This is a genomic window from Streptomyces sp. NBC_00016, from assembly GCF_045040885.1.
GTDB lineage: Bacteria > Actinomycetota > Actinomycetes > Streptomycetales > Streptomycetaceae > Streptomyces > Streptomyces coriariae.
On sequence record NZ_CP108304.1, the window covers coordinates 5,227,985 to 5,245,484 of the forward strand.

Below are 17,500 nucleotides of genomic sequence, written 5' to 3' on the forward strand. Positions count from 1 at the left end.
GGGGCCGGGTGCCGGGTCCGCGCGTGGGACCCGATGTCAGCGGTCGCCTATAACCTCGTAAGCGTGTCGTCTCTCGCGCTGTACCGCCGCTATCGCCCGGAGTCGTTCGCCGAGGTCATCGGGCAGGAGCATGTCACCGGCCCCTTGCAGCAGGCGCTGCGGAACAACCGGGTCAATCACGCGTACCTGTTCAGCGGGCCGCGTGGGTGCGGGAAGACCACCAGCGCGCGGATCCTGGCCCGGTGCCTGAACTGCGAGCAGGGGCCCACCCCGACCCCGTGCGGGGAGTGCGAGTCGTGCAAGGACCTCGCCAGGAACGGCCCGGGGTCCATCGACGTCATCGAGATCGACGCGGCTTCGCACGGTGGTGTGGACGACGCCCGTGACCTGCGGGAGAAGGCGTTCTTCGGGCCCGCCCGCAGCCGGTACAAGATCTACATCATCGACGAGGCCCACATGGTCACGCCGGCCGGTTTCAACGCGCTCCTCAAGGTCGTCGAGGAGCCGCCGGAGCATCTGAAGTTCATCTTCGCGACCACCGAGCCGGAGAAGGTCATCGGGACCATCCGGTCGCGGACCCACCACTACCCGTTCCGGCTCGTGCCGCCGGGGACGCTGCGGGACTACCTGGGCGAGGTCTGCGGGCAGGAGGCCATCCCCGTCGAGGAGGGCGTGCTGCCGCTGGTCGTGCGCTCCGGCGCGGGTTCCGTGCGTGACTCCATGTCCGTCATGGACCAGCTGCTCGCCGGCGCGAGCGACGCGGGTGTGACGTACGCCATGGCCACCTCCCTGCTCGGGTACACGGACAGCTCGCTGCTCGACTCCGTCGTCGAGGCCTTCGCCACCGGTGACGGCGCCGCCGCCTTCGAGGTGGTCGACCGGATCATCGAGGGGGGCAACGACCCCCGCCGCTTCGTCGCCGACCTGCTGGAGCGGCTCCGGGACCTCGTCATCCTCGCCGCCGTGCCGGACGCGGCCGACAAGGGGCTCATCGACGCCCCCGCCGACGTGATCGAGCGCATGCAGGCCCAGGCCGGCGTCTTCGGCGCCGCGGAGCTGAGCCGCGCCGCCGACCTCGTCAACGAGGGGCTGACGGAGATGCGGGGCGCCACCTCACCCCGTCTCCAGCTCGAGCTGATCTGCGCGCGCGTGATGCTGCCCGCCGCCTACGGCGACGAACGCTCCGTCATGGCCAGGCTCGACCGCATCGAGCGTGGCGTGAACTTCTCGCCGGGCGGCGGTGCGCAGGGCGCGGCGCACGGTGCGCCCGCGATGCCGGCGATGGGTTACGTGCCCGGCCCTGAGGCGCACGCCGGTGCGCCCCTGTCCGGGGGCGCACCGATGCCGCCCGGTGGCGGGGCGGCCGCCGCCCGCGCCGCGGTACGGGGTCCGGGCCCGGGGCAGGGTCCCGTACCGGGTCAGGCACCGGACCGGTCGGCCGCGCCTGCCGTGCCGCCCGCGCCCGCGCCCGCCCAGCCTCCGGCCGCCCCGCCCGCCCCGGCGCACACCTCCGCTCCCGCTCCCGCCCCCGTCGCGGCCTCCGCCCCGCCGGTGGAGGAGGTGCCGGCCGCGAGCCCCCAGGCTCCTGCCCAGCCCGCCCCCGGTGCCTGGCCCACCGCCACCGCGGCGGGCAGCGGGCGCCGCCCCGGCGGCTGGCCCACGGCCGCGCCCGCGGGCGGCGGCGGCGGCCCCCGGCGACGCCGGCCCCCGCTTCCGCCCCCGCCGCCTCGGCCGGTCCCCCGGCCCCGGCCCCGGCAGTTACCCCGGCGCCCGCGCCCGGCGGGTACGCGCCGCCCTCCGGCGGCCTCGACCCCCGCATGCTCTGGCCGAACATCCTGGAGGCGGTCAAGAACCGCCGTCGCTTCACCTGGATCCTGCTCAGCCAGAACGCCCATGTGGCGGGCTTCGACGGCACGACCCTCCAGCTCGGCTTCGTCAACGCCGGCGCCCGCGACAACTTCACGAGCAGCGGCAGCGAGGACGTGCTGCGGCAGGCGCTGGCTGAGCAGTTCAGCGTCCAGTGGAAGATCGACGCGGTCATCGACCCGTCCGGCGGCTCGGGGCCCCCGCCGGCCGGCGGCCTCGGTGGCGGCGGAGGCGGTGCGCCCGGCGGCTACGGCAGCCCCGGGGGTCACAGCGGCCCCGGTGGCTACGGCGGTGGCGGCGGTTCGACGGCCCCGTCGGGCGCGGCCCCGACCCAGGCGCCGGCGGCTCCCGCAGCCCCGGCCCAGCACGCGTCGTCGTCGGCGTCGGCGCACGCCCACGCGGCGTCCGCACCGGCACCGTCCCGTCCGCCCGCCCCGGAACCGGTGGCTCCGGAGGACGACACCCCCGAGGACGACGACCCCGACCTCAACGAGTCGGCCCTCTCCGGCTACGAACTGATCGTGCGCGAGCTCGGAGCGACGGTGGTCGAGGAGTTCACCAACGAGTAGGGGGTGCGACACGGACGTCCCCGGCGGCGCCCTCCCCACGCCCTGCCGCTTGGAGGAACGCACGACATCCCCGCCTCCCGGCTTTCGGAAGCCCGCACAAAACACCCCCGCCCCCGCCCGTTAGGCTGACCCCCGTGAACGTCCTCGTCATCGGCAGCGGCGCCCGCGAACACGCCCTGTGCCGCTCACTGTCCCTCGACCCCGCCGTCACCGCGCTGTACTGCGCTCCCGGCAACGCCGGCATCGCCGAGGTCGCCGAGCTGCGCCGGGTCGACGCCCTGGACGGCGAGGCCGTGTCGGCGCTGGCCGTCGAACTGGGCGCCGAGCTGGTCATCGTCGGCCCGGAGGCGCCGCTGGTCGCCGGGGTCGCCGACGCCGTGCGCGACGCGGGCATCCCGGTGTTCGGCCCCTCCAAGGAGGCCGCGCAGCTCGAGGGCTCCAAGGCGTTCGCCAAGGACGTGATGGCCGCGGCCGGCGTGCCGACCTCCCGCTCCTACGTCTGCACCACCCCCGAGGAGGTCGCCGAGGCCCTCGACGCCTTCGGCGCGCCGTACGTCGTCAAGGACGACGGTCTGGCCGCCGGCAAGGGCGTCGTCGTCACCGACGACCTGGAGGCCGCCGCGGCGCACGCGGCCGGCTGTGAGCGCGTCGTCATCGAGGAGTTCCTCGACGGCCCGGAGGTCTCCCTCTTCGCGATCACCGACGGCGTGAGCGTCGTCCCGCTCCAGCCCGCCCAGGACTTCAAGCGCGCGCTCGACGGCGACGAGGGCCCCAACACGGGCGGCATGGGTGCCTACTCGCCGCTGCCCTGGGCCGACCCGAAGCTGGTGGACGAGGTCCTGGAGACGGTTCTCCAGCCGACCGTCGACGAGATGCGCCACCGCGGCACCCCCTTCTCCGGACTGCTCTACGCGGGCCTCGCGATCACCAGCCGCGGTGTCCGGGTCATCGAGTTCAACGCCCGTTTCGGCGACCCCGAGACCCAGGTCGTCCTGGCCCGGCTGAAGACCCCGCTGGCCGGTGTCCTCAAGGCGGCCGCCACCGGTGACCTCGCCGACCTGCCGGCCCTGCGCTGGAGCGAGGACGCGGCCGTCACCGTCGTCATCGCCTCGCACAACTACCCCGGCACCCCGCGCACCGGCGACCCGATCTCCGGCCTCGCCGAGGTGGCCGCCGAGGACGCCCCGCACGCGTACGTCCTGCACGCCGGGACGAAGTACGACGGTGACGACCGCGACACGGTCGTCAGCGCCGGCGGGCGCGTACTGTCCGTCACCGCGACCGGCACGGACCTCACGGAGGCCCGCGAGCGCGCGTACCAGGCGGTCGGCCGCATCGGGCTCGACGGTTCGCAGCACCGTACGGACATCGCCGCGAAGGCGGCGGCCGGCGCGTAGGCACCCGCCGCGGCAGGCATCAGCAGGGATCTCCCAGGCCCCGGGCCACCATGGAACTCCGCACGGAGGACCCATGGAACCCGGGGCCTGATCGTTGCCCACCGTCATCCACCTTTCCCCAAAGCCATTCCATCGTGTGAGCGCTGAGCTATCCGGCTGACGTGGGCCGGAGCGCCAACTAGGGTGCGGCGCAAGCGTTCCGGTCCTCGTTCCGGCACTTGGCCCACCGGCATTGCGATGTCGGTGGTCGGTGCCACAGTGGGGGAGTGACCACTGCGAAGACAGCCGGGGGAAACAGGACCGTAGGGAGGGGGTGAGGTCCGGTCGTGACCGGTATGGGAGTGGAGATGGGCGCGCAGGCCGCGCGGGCCCGGGCACTGGCGGTGCTACGCATCCGCAGCCGGGCGCTCGCCGTCGCGCTGCTGCCCGCGGCCGCCGCGGTGATCCTGCTGGCGGGCGTTTCCACCGGGCACTTCGTGGGCCCGGGATGGGACGCCGCCCGCTGGACGGTGTCCGTCGTCGCGTTGGTCGTACTGCTGGCCGCCGGCGTCATCGGCCTGGTCGTCGCCCGCGCGCGCCCCGCGGTCAGCCCCACGGTCGCCGTCGCCGAGGAGGCGGCCCCCGATCTGTACCGGCTGGTCCGGGACCTCGCCGACCGACTCGACGTTCCCGCGCCCTCCGCGATAGCGCTCACTCCGGACTGCGACAGCTGGCTGGAGGACCGCACGCACCCGGCCCACAGCCCGTCGCCGTCCCGCGGCGGTGACGAGATAGCCGGCCCGGGCGGCTCCCACGGCCCCCTCCACCGTCGTACGGGAGCGTCACCGGTGCTCGTCATCGGCTCCCCGTTCCTGTGGTGGATGCGCGTGGGCGAGCTGCGCGCCGTGCTGGCCCCGGTCGTCGCCGGTACGGGCCCTTCGGCGCACCCCGACATAGCCGCGGCCCGGCGCTTCGTGCGCGGGCTGGACGCCGCGGTGGCCGTCAGTGCCTACCGGGGCGACCGGTATCCCGTGTTGCGCCCGGCCTGCTCGGTCATCGGCTGGGCCGCCCGCCTGATGCTGCGCGGCTGTCAGATCCACGCCGGGGAGATGGAGCGGGGTGTCGCCGCCGCGGCCTCAGAGCGTGCACAGGCTGTGGATTACGGGCTGCGCATCGTCGCCCAGGAGCAGGTGGGCCTGGCCTACGCGGGCTGGGACCGTCTCCTGACGCGGGTTGCGCTGCCCGCCTGGCGGATGGGCCGCTGGCCCTCCCGGCTGGACGCGGGCGTCGTCGCCGCCCTCACCGAGCTGTCCCGGCGCGACCGGCTGGCCGAGGGGTTCGCCTCCCGGCTCGGCGAGCGCCCCGCCTGCGACCTGCTCGAAGAGCCCGGCACGATCGACGAGGCCGCCTCGCTGCTCGCCGCCCGCCTCTTCCACGGCGGCCCCGCGGATCCGGGCCCGGACTGGTCACCGGTGGCCTGGGAGGACTACCCGGACGAGGTGGTCGACCGTAAGTGGCGCACCGACGCGGCCCGGCTCCACCGGGTCCTCGACACCCTCGGCGTCCGCCGCACCTGCGACCCGACCGGCACCGCCCACTCCGGCGGCCCCCACGGCCACAACAGCCCCACGCTGGCCCGAGTCCTGGACCACCTGACGGACAGACCCACCGCCCCGGAGGGCCCCCAACCGACGGACCCGACGGACTCGACCGACCTGACGGTCCTGGCGGACCCGACGGACCCGACGGACTCGACGGACTCGACCGACTTGGCGGACCCGAGGGAGCCGACGGACCTGACGGACCCGACGGACCCGACGGAGCCGACGGACCTGACGGACCGGACCGACCTGACGGTCGTGGCGGACCGGGCGGACCCGACGGAGCCGACCGACTTGGCGGACCCGGCGGACCCGACCGACCTGGCACGCCCGACGGCCTCCGCCGCCCCGACGGCCTCCGCCGGCCCGACGGCCTCCGCCGGCCCGACGGCCACCCCTGCCCCCGCCGCCGTCCCCACCTCGGCCGACCGGGCCACCGTCCCGAACCCCGGCCAGGACCCGAACCCGAACCCGAACCCGAACCCCGGCCAGGACCCGAGCCCGGACCTCGCTCCGAGCCCGGACCTCGCTCCGAGCCCGGACCTCGCTCCGAGCCCGGACCTCGCTCCGGGCGCCCGACCCGCCGCTGCTCCCGGCACAGCCTCCGCCCCCGCTCCCGTCACAGCGGCCCGCCTCCCGGCCCCCGAACCCGTCTACCTCGCCGAGGACGAGGAGCTCTTGCCTCCGAACCCCCGCAGCGCGGCCCTCGCCGCCGGGATCGGTGCCGAGCTGGGGCGGGAGGAGGCCGCAGCAGCGGCGGCGGCGCCCCCCGCCCCGTCCGGTCCTGCGGCGCCCGGGCAGGGCCCCGACATGGCCCTGTGGGACCAGGACGCGCTCCCCCTGTTCCCCCTCCAGCCGCCGCGCACCGACCGGGAGCTCCTGGCCGATCACGTCACGGCGATGGTCTGTTGCGCCGCGATGGACACCGTCGGCGCCGTTCCGGGGCTCGACTGGCTCGACGGCCCGACCCTCCTGGTCGACGGCGAGCGCGTGGCCGACCTGGCGCCCCGGGTGCTCAGCCTCGTCGAGGACGGCGACGCGGTCCCCCTGCGCACCTGGCTGGTGGAGTTCGGGATACGCCCGGAGAAGCCGGTACGGCTCGGCTGAGCGCCCCGAAGCACCGACGCTGCCCGTGCCGTCCGCCTCCAGCCGACCCCAGCCGACCCCAGCCGCCCCCTCGGCAACCCCCGGCGCCCCACCGACCAAGCCCTAGCGGAGCTCTATATTCCACTTTCGGCCAATTCGCAACGAATAGTGACTGCCTGCGCGCGTTATGTGATGTGCTGGGACCGATCGGGCCCATGGCAAGGGCTTGCGACATAGGACAAACGCGCAGGGCGGTCACGTACGGCGTACGCACGAACCAGCACGGGGGCACAAGGGAGGGGAGCACCATGGGACCCGGACCAGGACCGGAACACATCCGCCGATGGGAGTCGGGAGCACTGGCCCACGCCGTGACGGACCCCTTCGGACAGGGCCCCGTCCCGTGGCTGCGCGGCAGCGAGACGTACTTCGACGACACCGGCCAGGTCGTCCCCTGGTACGTGGACGCGGCCCCCGCCCCCGCCCGGGGCGGTCTCCGCGTCCCGGCCCCCCGCACCGAGCCCTCGGCCGGCGGCCCCCGCTCGGCCGACGACGTGCGCCGCCAGATCAAGGGCTTCGTCTCCACCGGCGCGGTCGCCCCCGGCGAGGCGGTCGACTTCCACATCACGGTCGACCCGCCCCAGGAATTCAGCGTCGACGTCTACCGCATCGGCCACTACGACGGCGACGGCGCCGCCAAGATCACCACCAGCCCGCGCCTCTCCGGCATCGTCCAGCCCCCGCCGCTGACCGCCGACCGTACGGTCTCCTGCCACCACTGGTGGCTCTCCTGGCGCTTACAGGTCCCGTCGTACTGGAACGTCGGCGCGTACGTGGCCGTCCTCACCACCGTCGACGGCTACCGCTCCCACGTCCCGTTCACGGTCCGCGACCATCACCGCGCCGATCTGCTCCTGCTGTTGCCCGACGTCACCTGGCAGGCCTACAACCTCTACCCCGAGGACGGCCGCAGCGGCGCCAGCCTCTACCACGCGTGGGACGAGGACGGCCGTCTCCTCGGCGAGGCCGACGCCGCGACCACGGTCTCCTTCGACCGCCCGTACGCCGGCGCGGGCCTGCCCCTGCATGTCGGCCACGCCTACGACTTCATCCGCTGGGCCGAGCGCTACGGCTACGACCTCGCCTACGCCGACGCCCGCGACCTGCACGGCGGTCACATCGACCCCACCCGCTACCGCGGCCTGGTCTTCCCCGGCCACGACGAGTACTGGTCGACGAGCATGCGCCGCACCGTGGAGCTCGCCCGCGACAGCGGCACCTCACTGGTCTTCCTGTCCGCCAACTCCCTCTACTGGCAGGTGGAGTTGGGTCCCTCCCCGTCCGGAGTCCCCAGCCGCCTGCTGACCTGCCGCAAGCGCAAGGGGCCCGGTAAATCCGTCCTGTGGCGGGAGATCGACCGCGCCGAGCAGCAGTTGGTCGGCATCCAGTACGCGGGCCGGGTGCCCGAGCCGCATCCGCTGATCGTCCGCAACGCCGACCACTGGCTGTGGGAGGCGACCGGCGCGGGCGACGGCGACGGCATCGAGGACCTGGTAGCGGGCGAGGCCGACCGCTACTTCCCGCGCACCCCGCTCCCGCCCCACGAGGACCGCATACTCCTCGCCCACTCCCCGTACGCCGACAGCGAGGGCGTCCTCCGCCACCAGGAGACCTCCCTCTACCGGGCCCCCTCCGGCGCCCTGGTCTTCGCCTCCGGCACCTTCGCCTGGTCCCCGGCGCTGGACCGCCCCGGCCATGTGGACCCCCGCGTCCAACGCGCCACGGCCAACCTCCTGGACCGCATCTGCAAACGCGACTGACGCGCGTACGCCCGCTCGCGCCACCCGCTGTCCTTGATCGATCCCGATGTACGGGACAATCGACCCACTAGGACAGAACCACGGGGAGGAACCGTGTCCGGATTCGTAGAAAAGCCCGAGCCCCTCCAGGTGCCGGGTCTGGTGCATCTGCACACCGGCAAGGTGCGCGAGCTGTACCAGAACGAGGCGGGCGACCTCGTGATGGTCGCCAGCGACCGCACCTCCGCCTTCGACTGGGTGCTGCCGACCGAGATCCCCGACAAGGGCCGTGTCCTCACCCAGCTCTCCCTGTGGTGGTTCGACCAGCTCCGCGACCTGGTCCCGAACCACGTCCTGAGCACGGAACTGCCGGCCGGCGCCCCCGCCGACTGGGCCGGCCGCACCCTGGTCTGCAAGTCGCTCCGGATGATCCCCGTGGAGTGCGTGGCCCGCGGCTACCTCACCGGCTCGGGCCTCGCCGAGTACAAGGAGTCCCGCACGGTCTGCGGCCTCGCCCTCCCCGAGGGCCTGGTCGACGGCAGCGAACTCCCCGCGCCGATCTTCACCCCGGCGACCAAGGCCGCCGTCGGTGAGCACGACGAGAACGTCTCCTACGAGGAGGTGGCCCGTCAGGTCGGTGCCGACACCGCGGCCCAGCTCCGCCAGGCGACCCTCGCCGTCTACGGCCGCGCCCGCGACATCGCCCGCGACCGGGGCATCATCCTCGCCGACACCAAGTTCGAGTTCGGCTTCGAGGGCGAGAACCTGGTCATCGCCGACGAGGTCCTCACCCCGGACTCCTCCCGCTTCTGGCCGGCCGACCAGTGGCAGCCCGGCCGCGCGCAGCCCTCGTACGACAAGCAGTTCGTGCGGGACTGGCTGACCTCGGCCGAGTCCGGCTGGGACCGGGCGAGCGAGCAGCCCCCGCCGCCCCTGCCGCAGCACATCGTGGACGCGACCCGCGCGAAGTACATCGAGGCCTACGAGCGCCTGACGGGCATCGGCTGGGCCTGACGCGAAAGGCCCCGGTCGATGACCGGGGCCTTTGCGATGGAGCGGACGACGAGGCTCGAACTCGCGACCTCAACCTTGGCAAGGTTGCGCTCTACCAACTGAGCTACGTCCGCAGTGCGCCGTGGCGCGAGGCCAACTATACCCAACCCCGCTCCCGGGCGAGCCGCACGGCGGCGTGCCGGTTCTCCGCCCCGAGCTTGGAGACGGCCGACGACAGATAGTTCCGTACGGTCCCCTGGGACAGCGCGGCCCGCTCGGCGATCTCCGCGACGGGCGCCCCGTCGGCGGCGAGTTCGAGAACCTCCGTCTCACGCGAGGTCAGCGGGGAGTCACCGGCGGCGATCGCGTCGGCGGCCAACTCCGGGTCGACGTACCGGTTCCCGGCGTGCACGGTACGGATGATCTCCGCGAGCCGCTGCGCGCTCACCGTCTTGGGGACGAACCCCCGCACACCGGCAGCGAGCGCCCGCTTGAGATGCCCGGGCCGGCCGTGGCTGGTGACGATCAGTGCCTGGCACTCCGGCAGTTCGGTGCGCAGGGATGTGGCGACGTTCACACCGTCGGTGCCCGGCATCTGCAGATCCAGGACGGCGACGTCGGGCCGGTGGGCCAGCGCCATCGCCAGCGCCTCCGGCCCGGTGGCCGCCTCGGCGACGATCACCAGGTCGTCCTCCAGGGAGAGCAGCGCGGCCAGCGCACCCCGGATGAGATGTTCGTCGTCGGCGAGCAGCACTCGCACGGTCATGAAGCGACCTCTCTCACAGCAGCCTTTCCGCTCGACGGAACCTCGGCGACGACCCGGAAGACGCCCGCCTCGGCGAAGCCCGCCTCCAGCGTCCCGTCGACGCCCCGCAACCGCTCCCGCAGCCCGGCGAGTCCCGAACCGCCGCCGGCGCCGGTGGGCCCCGCGCCGTCGTTCTCCACCGTCAGCACCACGTGCCCCTCCGTCCTGTGCAACGCGACCGAGCATCGGCCGGCGTTTCCGTGCCGGAGCACGTTGGTGGTGGTCTCGCGCACCACCCAGGCGAGCGCGGACTGCACCTCGGCGGACAGCCCGCCGGTCTCCCCGGTCACCGCGCACGCGATCCCCGCCGCCTTCAGCACCCCCTGCGCGCCCGCGAGTTCGACGCCCAGGTCGGCCTCCCGGTATCCGCGTACGACAGCGCGCACCTCGCGCTGCGACTCCTGCGCGATGCGCTGCACCTCGATCATCTGCTCCACGGCGTCCGGTCGTCCCCGTCGGGCCAGTTGCACGGCCAGCTCGCTCTTCAGGGCGATCACCGCCAGATTCCGGCCCATCACGTCGTGCAGATCCCGCCCGAACCGGAGCCGCTCCTCGGCGACGGCGAGCCGGGCCCGGGTGTCACGGGCCTCGTCGAGCCGGTAGACGGCGTCGAGCAGCCACACGGAGAAGACGGAGGTGAAGGCGAGGAATCCGCCGCCGATGAACACCGCGGTCATCGTCGCCAGAGTGGCCGGTCCGGGCAGCCCGACCGGGAACGCCACGATCCCGGCGCCCAGCGCGAAGCCGGCGACGACCGCGAGCACCCGTCGTCGTCTGCGCACGCCGAGCGCGGTGAAGCCGGCCCCGAAGACCAGGACGACTCCGAAGACCCCGCCCGCGGCGGTGTCGACGCCCTCGCGGTCCGGACCGTGCTCCGCGATGCCGATCGCGGTGACGGCGACGACCGCGGTGGCCGCGGCCAGGGCCCACAGCAGCCGGACGGGCTGCGGCCGGCGCCCGCGCGTCCAGTCCAGCGCCCGTGACGCCGTCACCGCGCTCAGGACGCAGTGCGCGACCGTCATCGCCGGCAGCCACCACCCCGTGCCGGTCCGCAGCCCGCCGGTGAACGGCAGTCCCACCGCCATGAACTCGGCCACGGCGAAGAAGTGGAACGACCACCGCGTGTATGTCTCGACCTTCGCGGGCGTGCTCTTCCGCCCCCACCAGCCCCACGGCCTGCGCATCCGCACGCCCCCCGTCTCCCCGTACTCCCGGCGCCGCTCGTACCTCAGCGCCGGGGCTCCCATCGGAACCACCGGCGTACAGCAAACACCGCCAGCAGGGTCCAGGCCAGCGCGGTCGCCAGGGCGCCCAGGGCCTCGTACGCCGACAGACCTCCGGTCCAGCCGCCGCGTATCAGGGTGATCACCGGGGACAGGGGCAGCAGTTCGCAGACGGAGGCGAGCCGGTCGGGCAGCAGTTCCAGGGGGACGGTCACGCCGGAGCCGGTCATCGACACGAGCACCATGGGCATCGTGGTGACCTGTGCGCTCTCTACGGTCCGGGTCACCGCCGCCGTGACCGCCGCCAGCGCCGCGCACATCACCAGGCCCAACAGCACTCCCAGGACGGCGAGATGAGGGGCCTTGGGGGCCGGCACGTCGAGCAGGACCGTGCAGCCGGCCACCAGCACCAGGGACTGCACCAGCCCCGTGGCGACGACGGGCAGCGCCGCCCCGCCGAGGATCTCCGGATCCCGCAGCTCACCGGTACGCAGCCGCTTCAGCACCAGCTCCTCGCGCCGGGCGGTGTAGATGGCCGCCAGCGCCGAGTACACCCCGAACAGCAGCGAGAAGCCGATCGCGGCGGGCAGCAGCACCAGGCCGACGCTGAGCCCGACGTCCTCCACGTCCATGTCCTCGACCACCGACGCCAGGCTCACCGGCAGCACCAGCGGCAAGAAGACGGCCGCGATGATCGTGCTCCTGCTCCGCCCGAGCAGGGTCAGCTCGGCGCGGGCGAGGGCGGCCATCCGGCTCGCGGGAGTCGTGACCGCACGGCCGACCGCACGGGTGGCCGGGTCCTTCACCGATGCCCCGCTCATGCCGCGACCTCCTCGGTCTCGTCGTTCCTCGACGCCTCCCGGGCGATCCCCAGGAACGCCTCCTCCAACGAGGCCGACCGCACATCCAGCCTGCGCAGCGCGACCTGGGCCCGCTCGGCCCACACCAGGAGCCCGGTCGCCGTCCGCTGGAGCTCCCGGGTGCGCAGCCGTACGACGCGCCCGTCGACCTCGTGACCGCACACACCCAGCTCGCCCAGCGGAGGCAGATCGCCCACGAAGTACCCCTCGGGCAGTTCGAAGGTGATCCGGGACGGCTGGGCGCCGGTCACCTCGGCGGGTGTCCCGGCGGCCGCGATACGGCCCTTGTGCAGGATGGCCAGCCGGTCGGCGAGGTTCTCCGCCTCTTCCAGGTAGTGCGTGGTCAGCAGCACCGTCGTACCGGCGTCGCGCAGGGCGCGCACCAGGTCCCAGGTGTCCCGGCGGCCCTCGGCGTCCAGACCGGTGGTCGGCTCGTCCAGGAACAGCACCTCGGGTTCTCCGAGGACGGCGAGCGCCAGGTCGAGACGCCGCCGCTCACCGCCGGACAACTGCTTGACCCGGACGTCGGCCCGCCCGGCGAGCCCGACCAGTGCCAGGGCCTCCCCGATCGGGCGGGCGCGGCTCACACAGCCGGCCCACATGCGCGCGGTCTCGGCGACGGTCAGCTCGGAGGGGAAGCCGCCCTCCTGGAGCATCACGCCGGTGCGCGGCCGGACGGCGGCGCGCTCGGCGTACGGATCGTGGCCGAGAACCCTGATCCGCCCGCCGTCGGGGCGGGCGAGCCCCTCCAGCAACTCGACCGTCGATGTCTTTCCGGCGCCGTTGGTGCCGAGCAGCGCGAAGATCTCACCGCGGTCGACGTGGAAGGAGATCCCACGGACCGCTTCGAACCCGCCCCCGTACACACGCCGGAGGTCGGTGACCTCGATCACGTGTTCATTCGTGTCCATGCCTCAAGCCTCCCCGTGGGCGGAGGCCGGCAGCAGTGCGAGGTGTCACCACTCCGTATGACAAATGTCAGACGGCCGCTCGCGTCACGCACCCGCTCACGGCACACGAAAAGACCCCGGTCCATTGGACCGGGGTCTGATTCCCGAGCGGACGACGAGGCTCGAACTCGCGACCTCAACCTTGGCAAGGTTGCGCTCTACCAACTGAGCTACGTCCGCATTGCCTCCGACCGGCTTTCACCGATCGGCGCGAGCACCACCCTACCTGATCCACAGCAGTGGTCAGACAGGTCATGCAGAGCGGGTGACAGGGATCGCACACTGCGCCTTCCCCCTGGAAGGGGGATGTTCTACTACTGAACTACACCCGCGTGTACTCCGTGAGCTGGGCTTTTCGGCCTGGCCCCTCGGCGTGCTCCAGACTCTAGCTGACCAGGAGGGGTGCAGCGCAAGTCGGTACGTTCGAGGGGCCGGTGACCGGCCGTCGGCCCGCGGCTCACGGGGAGCCGATCAGCGGGTGCGGCTCACTGGGCGTCGGCGAACGCCTCGTAGACCTTCTTGGGGATGCGGCCGCGCGCCGGCACCTCCAGCTTGTTGGCCTGGGCCCAGGCCCGGACGGCCGCGGGGTCGGGAGCGACCTCCGTCTGCTTGTACGCCTTGCCGGACCTCGACCGCTTGCGGCCGGCGTCGACGTAGGGCTCGAGAGCCTTACGCAGTTTCTTGGCATTGGCTTCATTCAGGTCGATCTCGTACGACTTGCCGTCGAGCCCGAAGGCGATCGTTTCCGCCGCTTCCGAGCCGTCGATGTCGTCAAAGAGAGTGACCACGACCTTCTGCGCCACGAATATCGGTCCCTTCGTGCGACACCTCTGCGATGACGTGCCAAGACGTCACGGAGATGTCGACTGTCCGCCTGTTATGGGGCAAAGTATCGGCTATTGACAATTCATTTGTACAGTGCCCGGCATTGCAATGTGAAGCTCGACTAAATCTGCCCGCGTGTCCCAGGGCAATAGGGAACGTCGGCGCACCCCGGATCTTTCCCTGAAATTTTCGCCAAGGCACTGGTCCGATACCCGATCGTGATGGCGCTCACGTAGTTTCCTACAACTCTACCCGCGTAGAAATTTTGTACGGGTAGTCTGAAGACACCTGTTGGAGACACCCGCAGGCACCTGCTCAGCACCACACCACCGGGAGTGCCAGTGGCACGCGTCGTAGTCGACGTCATGCTCAAGCCGGAGATCCTCGACCCCCAGGGCCAGGCGGTGCAGCGCGCACTGCCGCGGCTGGGTTTCGAAGGCATCTCCGACGTACGTCAGGGAAAGCGATTCGAACTGGAAGTTGACGGGCCGGTCGACGAGGCCGCCCTCGCCCGCATCCACGATCTTGCGGAATCCTTCCTCGCGAACACCGTGATCGAGGACTTCACCGTCAAGGTCGAGTCGGAAGAAGCAGTCGCGGGAGCCGCGAAGTGACCGCTCGTATTGGCGTCGTCACTTTCCCGGGCAGCCTCGACGACCGGGACACTCAGCGTGCGATCCGGCTCGCGGGTGCCGAACCCGTCGCTCTCTGGCACAAGGACAAGAACCTCCATCAGGTGGACGCCGTGGTGCTGCCCGGCGGTTTCTCCTACGGCGACTATCTGCGTGCCGGAGCCATCTCCCGCTTCTCGCCGGTGATGGAGACCGTCATCGAGCAGGCGAAGGCCGGTCTTCCGGTCCTGGGTATCTGCAACGGCTTCCAGATCCTCACGGAGGCCCACCTGCTTCCCGGCGGGATGCTCGGCAACGACCACCTCCACTTCATCTGCCGCGACCAGAAGCTGCGGGTGGAGAACGCGGAGACCGCCTGGACCGCCGACTACGAGGCGGGCCAGGAGATCCACATCCCGCTGAAGAACATGGACGGCCGGTACGTCGCCGACGAGCGCACCCTCGACCAGCTCGAGGCCGAGGGCCGGGTCGTCTTCCGCTACCTGGACGTCAACCCCAACGGCAGCCTCCGCGACATCGCCGGCATCACCAACGAGGCCGGCAACGTCGTGGGCCTCATGCCGCACCCGGAGCACGCCGTCGAGCCCCTCGTCGGCTCCGGCCGCACCGACGGTCTCCCGTTCTTCACCTCGATCCTCAAGAAGCTGGTCAACGCATGAGCCGGACGCCTCTGGACACGGTCGAGCACGCGGCCGAGACCCCCGACGTCGAGCTGCCCTGGGCCGAACTCGGTCTGAAGAAGGACGAGTACGAGCGCGTGGTCGAGATCCTCGGCCGCCGCCCGACCGGCGCCGAGCTGGCCATGTACTCGGTCATGTGGTCCGAGCACTGCTCGTACAAGTCCTCCAAGGTCCACCTCCGCCAGTTCGGTGAGAAGGCCCCCCAGTCCGACGCGCTGCTCGTGGGCATCGGCGAGAACGCGGGCGTCGTCGACGTCGGCCAGGGCTACGCGGTCACCTTCAAGGTCGAGTCGCACAACCACCCCTCGTACGTCGAGCCCTACCAGGGCGCTGCCACGGGCGTGGGCGGCATCGTCCGCGACATCATCGCGATGGGCGCGCGTCCGGTCGCGGTCGTGGACCCGCTGCGTTTCGGCGCCGCCGACCACCCCGACACCAAGCGCGTCCTGCCGGGCGTCGTGGCCGGCATCGGCGGCTACGGCAACTGCCTGGGCCTGCCGAACATCGGCGGCGAGGTCGTCTTCGACGCCTGCTACCAGGGCAACCCGCTGGTCAACGCCGGTGCCATCGGTGTGATGCGGCACGAGGACATCCACCTCGCGAAGGCCTCCGGCGCCGGCAACAAGGTCATCCTCTACGGGGCCAGGACCGGCGGCGACGGCATCGGCGGCGCGTCGATCCTCGCCTCCGAGACCTTCGACGACGCCAAGCCGTCGAAGCGCCCGGCCGTGCAGGTCGGCGACCCCTTCCAGGAGAAGCTGCTCATCGAGTGCACCCTGGAGGCCTTCCGGGAGAAGCTCGTCGTCGGCATCCAGGACCTCGGCGCGGCCGGCCTGTCCTGTGCGACGTCCGAGCTGGCCTCCAACGGCTCCGGCGGCATGCGCGTCACCCTGGACGACGTGCCGCTGCGCGACTCCACGCTCTCGCCCGAGGAAATCCTCATGAGCGAGTCGCAGGAGCGCATGTGCGCGGTCGTCGAGCCGGCGAAGGTCGAGCGGTTCCTGGAGATCTGCGACAAGTGGGACGTCATCGCGACCGTCATCGGTGAGGTGACCGACGGCGACCGGCTGGAGATCTTCTGGCACGGCGGCAAGATCGTCGACGTCGACCCGCGGACCGTGGCCCACGACGGCCCGGTCTACGAGCGCCCCTACGCCCGCCCGGAGTGGCAGGACGCTCTCCAGGCGGACGACGCGAACCGGCTGGCCCGGCCCACGACCGGCGCCGAGCTCAAGGACCAGGTGCTCAAGCTGGTCGCCTCGCCCAACCAGGCGTCCAAGAAGTGGATCACCTCGCAGTACGACCACTTCGTGCAGGGCAACACCGTCCTGGCGCAGCCCGAGGACTCCGGCATGATCCGGATCGACGAGGAGACCGGCCTCGGCGTCGCCATCGCGACCGACGGCAACGGCCGGTACGCCAAGCTCGACCCGTACGCGGGCGCGCAGCTGGCCCTCTCCGAGGCCTACCGGAACGTGGCGACGACCGGCGCCAAGCCGCTCGCCGTCTCCGACTGCCTGAACTTCGGCTCGCCCGAGGACCCGGCGGTGATGTGGCAGTTCGCGGAGGCCGTCCGCGGCCTCGCGGACGCCTGCCAGCAGCTGGGCACCCCGGTGACCGGCGGCAACGTCTCCCTCTACAACCAGACGGGCGAGGTGGCCATCCACCCGACCCCGGTGGTGGCCGTGCTCGGTGTGATCGACGATGTCGCGCGCCGCACGCCCGTCGCCTTCCAGGAGGAGGGCCAGCTGCTCTACCTCCTCGGCGACACGCGTGAGGAGTTCGGCGGTTCGGCCTGGTCCCAGGTCATCCACGACCACCTGGGCGGTCTGCCGCCGAAGGTCGACCTGGAGCGGGAGCGGCTGCTCGGCGAGATCCTGATCTCCGCCTCCCGCGACGGCATGATCGACGCCGCGCACGACCTGTCCGACGGCGGTCTGATCCAGGCGGTCGTCGAGTCGGCGCTGCTCGGCGGCAAGGGCGCGCGGCTGGTCGTACCGGACGGGCTCGACGCCTTCACCCTCCTGTTCTCCGAGTCGGCGGGCCGTGCCGTGGTGGCCGTCCCGCGCTCCGAGGAGCTGCGTTTCAACGACATGTGCGGGGCGCGCGGCCTGCCCGTCACCCGCATCGGTGTCGTCGACGGCGACACGGTCGAGCTCCAGGGTGAGTTCGAGCTGTCCCTGGAGGAGCTGCGCAAGGCTCACGAGGACACCATCCCGGCGCTGCTCGCGTAAG

At 72.3% G+C, this 17,500-nt stretch carries 13 protein-coding genes, 3 tRNA genes and 1 pseudogene; 9 read left to right on the forward strand and 8 right to left on the reverse strand.

The window, feature by feature from the left end:
- Positions 1–33: 33 nt before the first annotated feature.
- From OG933_RS23190 to OG933_RS23215, 6 genes and pseudogenes are all read left to right on the forward strand, one after another.
- Positions 34–1,803 (forward strand): annotated as a pseudogene (locus OG933_RS23190) (DNA polymerase III subunit gamma and tau); the annotation flags it as partial.
- A 14-nt stretch (positions 1,804–1,817) separates the two neighbouring features.
- Positions 1,818–2,435, forward strand: a complete 618-nt coding sequence (locus OG933_RS23195) for a DNA polymerase III subunit gamma/tau (RefSeq protein WP_405633722.1) — start codon at positions 1,818–1,820, stop codon at positions 2,433–2,435.
- A 134-nt stretch (positions 2,436–2,569) separates the two neighbouring features.
- Positions 2,570–3,832 carry a phosphoribosylamine--glycine ligase gene (gene purD, locus OG933_RS23200; protein WP_054242232.1) on the forward strand — a complete coding sequence of 421 codons (1,263 nt, stop codon included), beginning with the start codon at positions 2,570–2,572 and terminating at the stop codon, positions 3,830–3,832.
- Between the two features lie 335 nt (positions 3,833–4,167).
- Positions 4,168–6,519: a hypothetical protein gene (locus OG933_RS23205; protein WP_405633482.1), complete on the forward strand. Its 2,352-nt coding sequence runs from the start codon at positions 4,168–4,170 to the stop codon at positions 6,517–6,519.
- Between the two features lie 287 nt (positions 6,520–6,806).
- Positions 6,807–8,318 (forward strand): N,N-dimethylformamidase beta subunit family domain-containing protein, encoded by a 1,512-nt coding sequence (locus OG933_RS23210; RefSeq protein WP_362530161.1) that lies wholly within the window; start codon positions 6,807–6,809, stop codon positions 8,316–8,318.
- Between the two features lie 93 nt (positions 8,319–8,411).
- Positions 8,412–9,311, forward strand: coding sequence for a phosphoribosylaminoimidazolesuccinocarboxamide synthase (locus OG933_RS23215; protein ID WP_054242235.1), 900 nt, complete (start codon positions 8,412–8,414; stop codon positions 9,309–9,311).
- A gap of 37 nt (positions 9,312–9,348) precedes the next feature.
- Here OG933_RS23215 and OG933_RS23220 read toward each other — a convergent pair.
- From OG933_RS23220 to OG933_RS23255, 8 genes are all read right to left on the reverse strand, one after another.
- Positions 9,349–9,424, reverse strand: a tRNA-Gly gene (locus OG933_RS23220).
- Between the two features lie 23 nt (positions 9,425–9,447).
- Complete coding sequence (locus OG933_RS23225; protein WP_020131283.1) at positions 9,448–10,056, reverse strand: response regulator transcription factor; 609 nt, start codon at positions 10,054–10,056, stop codon at positions 9,448–9,450.
- Positions 10,053–11,342 carry a sensor histidine kinase gene (locus OG933_RS23230; protein WP_405628766.1) on the reverse strand — a complete coding sequence of 430 codons (1,290 nt, stop codon included), beginning with the start codon at positions 11,340–11,342 and terminating at the stop codon, positions 10,053–10,055. The genes OG933_RS23225 and OG933_RS23230 overlap by 4 nt, the downstream gene beginning before the upstream one ends.
- On the reverse strand, positions 11,324–12,139 hold the full coding sequence (locus OG933_RS23235; protein ID WP_362530168.1) for an ABC transporter permease: 816 nt from the start codon (positions 12,137–12,139) through the stop codon (positions 11,324–11,326). Before OG933_RS23235 ends, OG933_RS23230 begins: the two co-directional genes overlap by 19 nt.
- Positions 12,136–13,089 (reverse strand): ABC transporter ATP-binding protein, encoded by a 954-nt coding sequence (locus OG933_RS23240; RefSeq protein WP_405628767.1) that lies wholly within the window; start codon positions 13,087–13,089, stop codon positions 12,136–12,138. Before OG933_RS23240 ends, OG933_RS23235 begins: the two co-directional genes overlap by 4 nt.
- A gap of 146 nt (positions 13,090–13,235) precedes the next feature.
- Positions 13,236–13,308 (reverse strand) — tRNA-Gly (locus tag OG933_RS23245).
- Between the two features lie 80 nt (positions 13,309–13,388).
- Positions 13,389–13,460, reverse strand: a tRNA-Gly gene (locus tag OG933_RS23250).
- Between the two features lie 153 nt (positions 13,461–13,613).
- Positions 13,614–13,931, reverse strand: coding sequence for an Lsr2 family protein (locus OG933_RS23255; protein ID WP_020131279.1), 318 nt, complete (start codon positions 13,929–13,931; stop codon positions 13,614–13,616).
- Between the two features lie 363 nt (positions 13,932–14,294).
- On the opposite strand from OG933_RS23255, the gene purS reads away from it, so the two are divergent.
- Genes purS through purL form a run of 3 tightly spaced genes read left to right on the forward strand, consistent with a single transcriptional unit; the run spans position 14,295 to position 17,499 of the window.
- Positions 14,295–14,567, forward strand: coding sequence for a phosphoribosylformylglycinamidine synthase subunit PurS (purS, locus tag OG933_RS23260; protein ID WP_020131278.1), 273 nt, complete (start codon positions 14,295–14,297; stop codon positions 14,565–14,567).
- Positions 14,564–15,244, forward strand: coding sequence for a phosphoribosylformylglycinamidine synthase subunit PurQ (purQ, locus tag OG933_RS23265; RefSeq protein WP_020131277.1), 681 nt, complete (start codon positions 14,564–14,566; stop codon positions 15,242–15,244). The genes purS and purQ overlap by 4 nt, the downstream gene beginning before the upstream one ends.
- On the forward strand, positions 15,241–17,499 hold the full coding sequence (gene purL, locus OG933_RS23270) for a phosphoribosylformylglycinamidine synthase subunit PurL (RefSeq protein WP_405628770.1): 2,259 nt from the start codon (positions 15,241–15,243) through the stop codon (positions 17,497–17,499). The genes purQ and purL overlap by 4 nt, the downstream gene beginning before the upstream one ends.
- Position 17,500 lies beyond the last annotated feature (1 nt).

What these genes read in the sequence shown, in the direction of transcription:
- OG933_RS23195 (WP_405633722.1), top strand. Translation starts at nt 1,818, where the DNA reads ATGCTCTGGCCGAACATCCTGGAGGCGGTCAAGAACCGCCGTCGCTTC.
- OG933_RS23205 (WP_405633482.1), top strand. Translation starts at nt 4,168, where the DNA reads ATGGGAGTGGAGATGGGCGCGCAGGCCGCGCGGGCCCGGGCACTGGCG.
- OG933_RS23210 (WP_362530161.1), top strand. Translation starts at nt 6,807, where the DNA reads ATGGGACCCGGACCAGGACCGGAACACATCCGCCGATGGGAGTCGGGA.
- OG933_RS23225 (WP_020131283.1), bottom strand. Translation starts at nt 10,056, where the DNA reads ATGACCGTGCGAGTGCTGCTCGCCGACGACGAACATCTCATCCGGGGT.
- OG933_RS23230 (WP_405628766.1), bottom strand. Translation starts at nt 11,342, where the DNA reads ATGGGAGCCCCGGCGCTGAGGTACGAGCGGCGCCGGGAGTACGGGGAG.
- OG933_RS23235 (WP_362530168.1), bottom strand. Translation starts at nt 12,139, where the DNA reads ATGAGCGGGGCATCGGTGAAGGACCCGGCCACCCGTGCGGTCGGCCGT.
- OG933_RS23240 (WP_405628767.1), bottom strand. Translation starts at nt 13,089, where the DNA reads ATGGACACGAATGAACACGTGATCGAGGTCACCGACCTCCGGCGTGTG.
- purL (WP_405628770.1), top strand. Translation starts at nt 15,241, where the DNA reads ATGAGCCGGACGCCTCTGGACACGGTCGAGCACGCGGCCGAGACCCCC.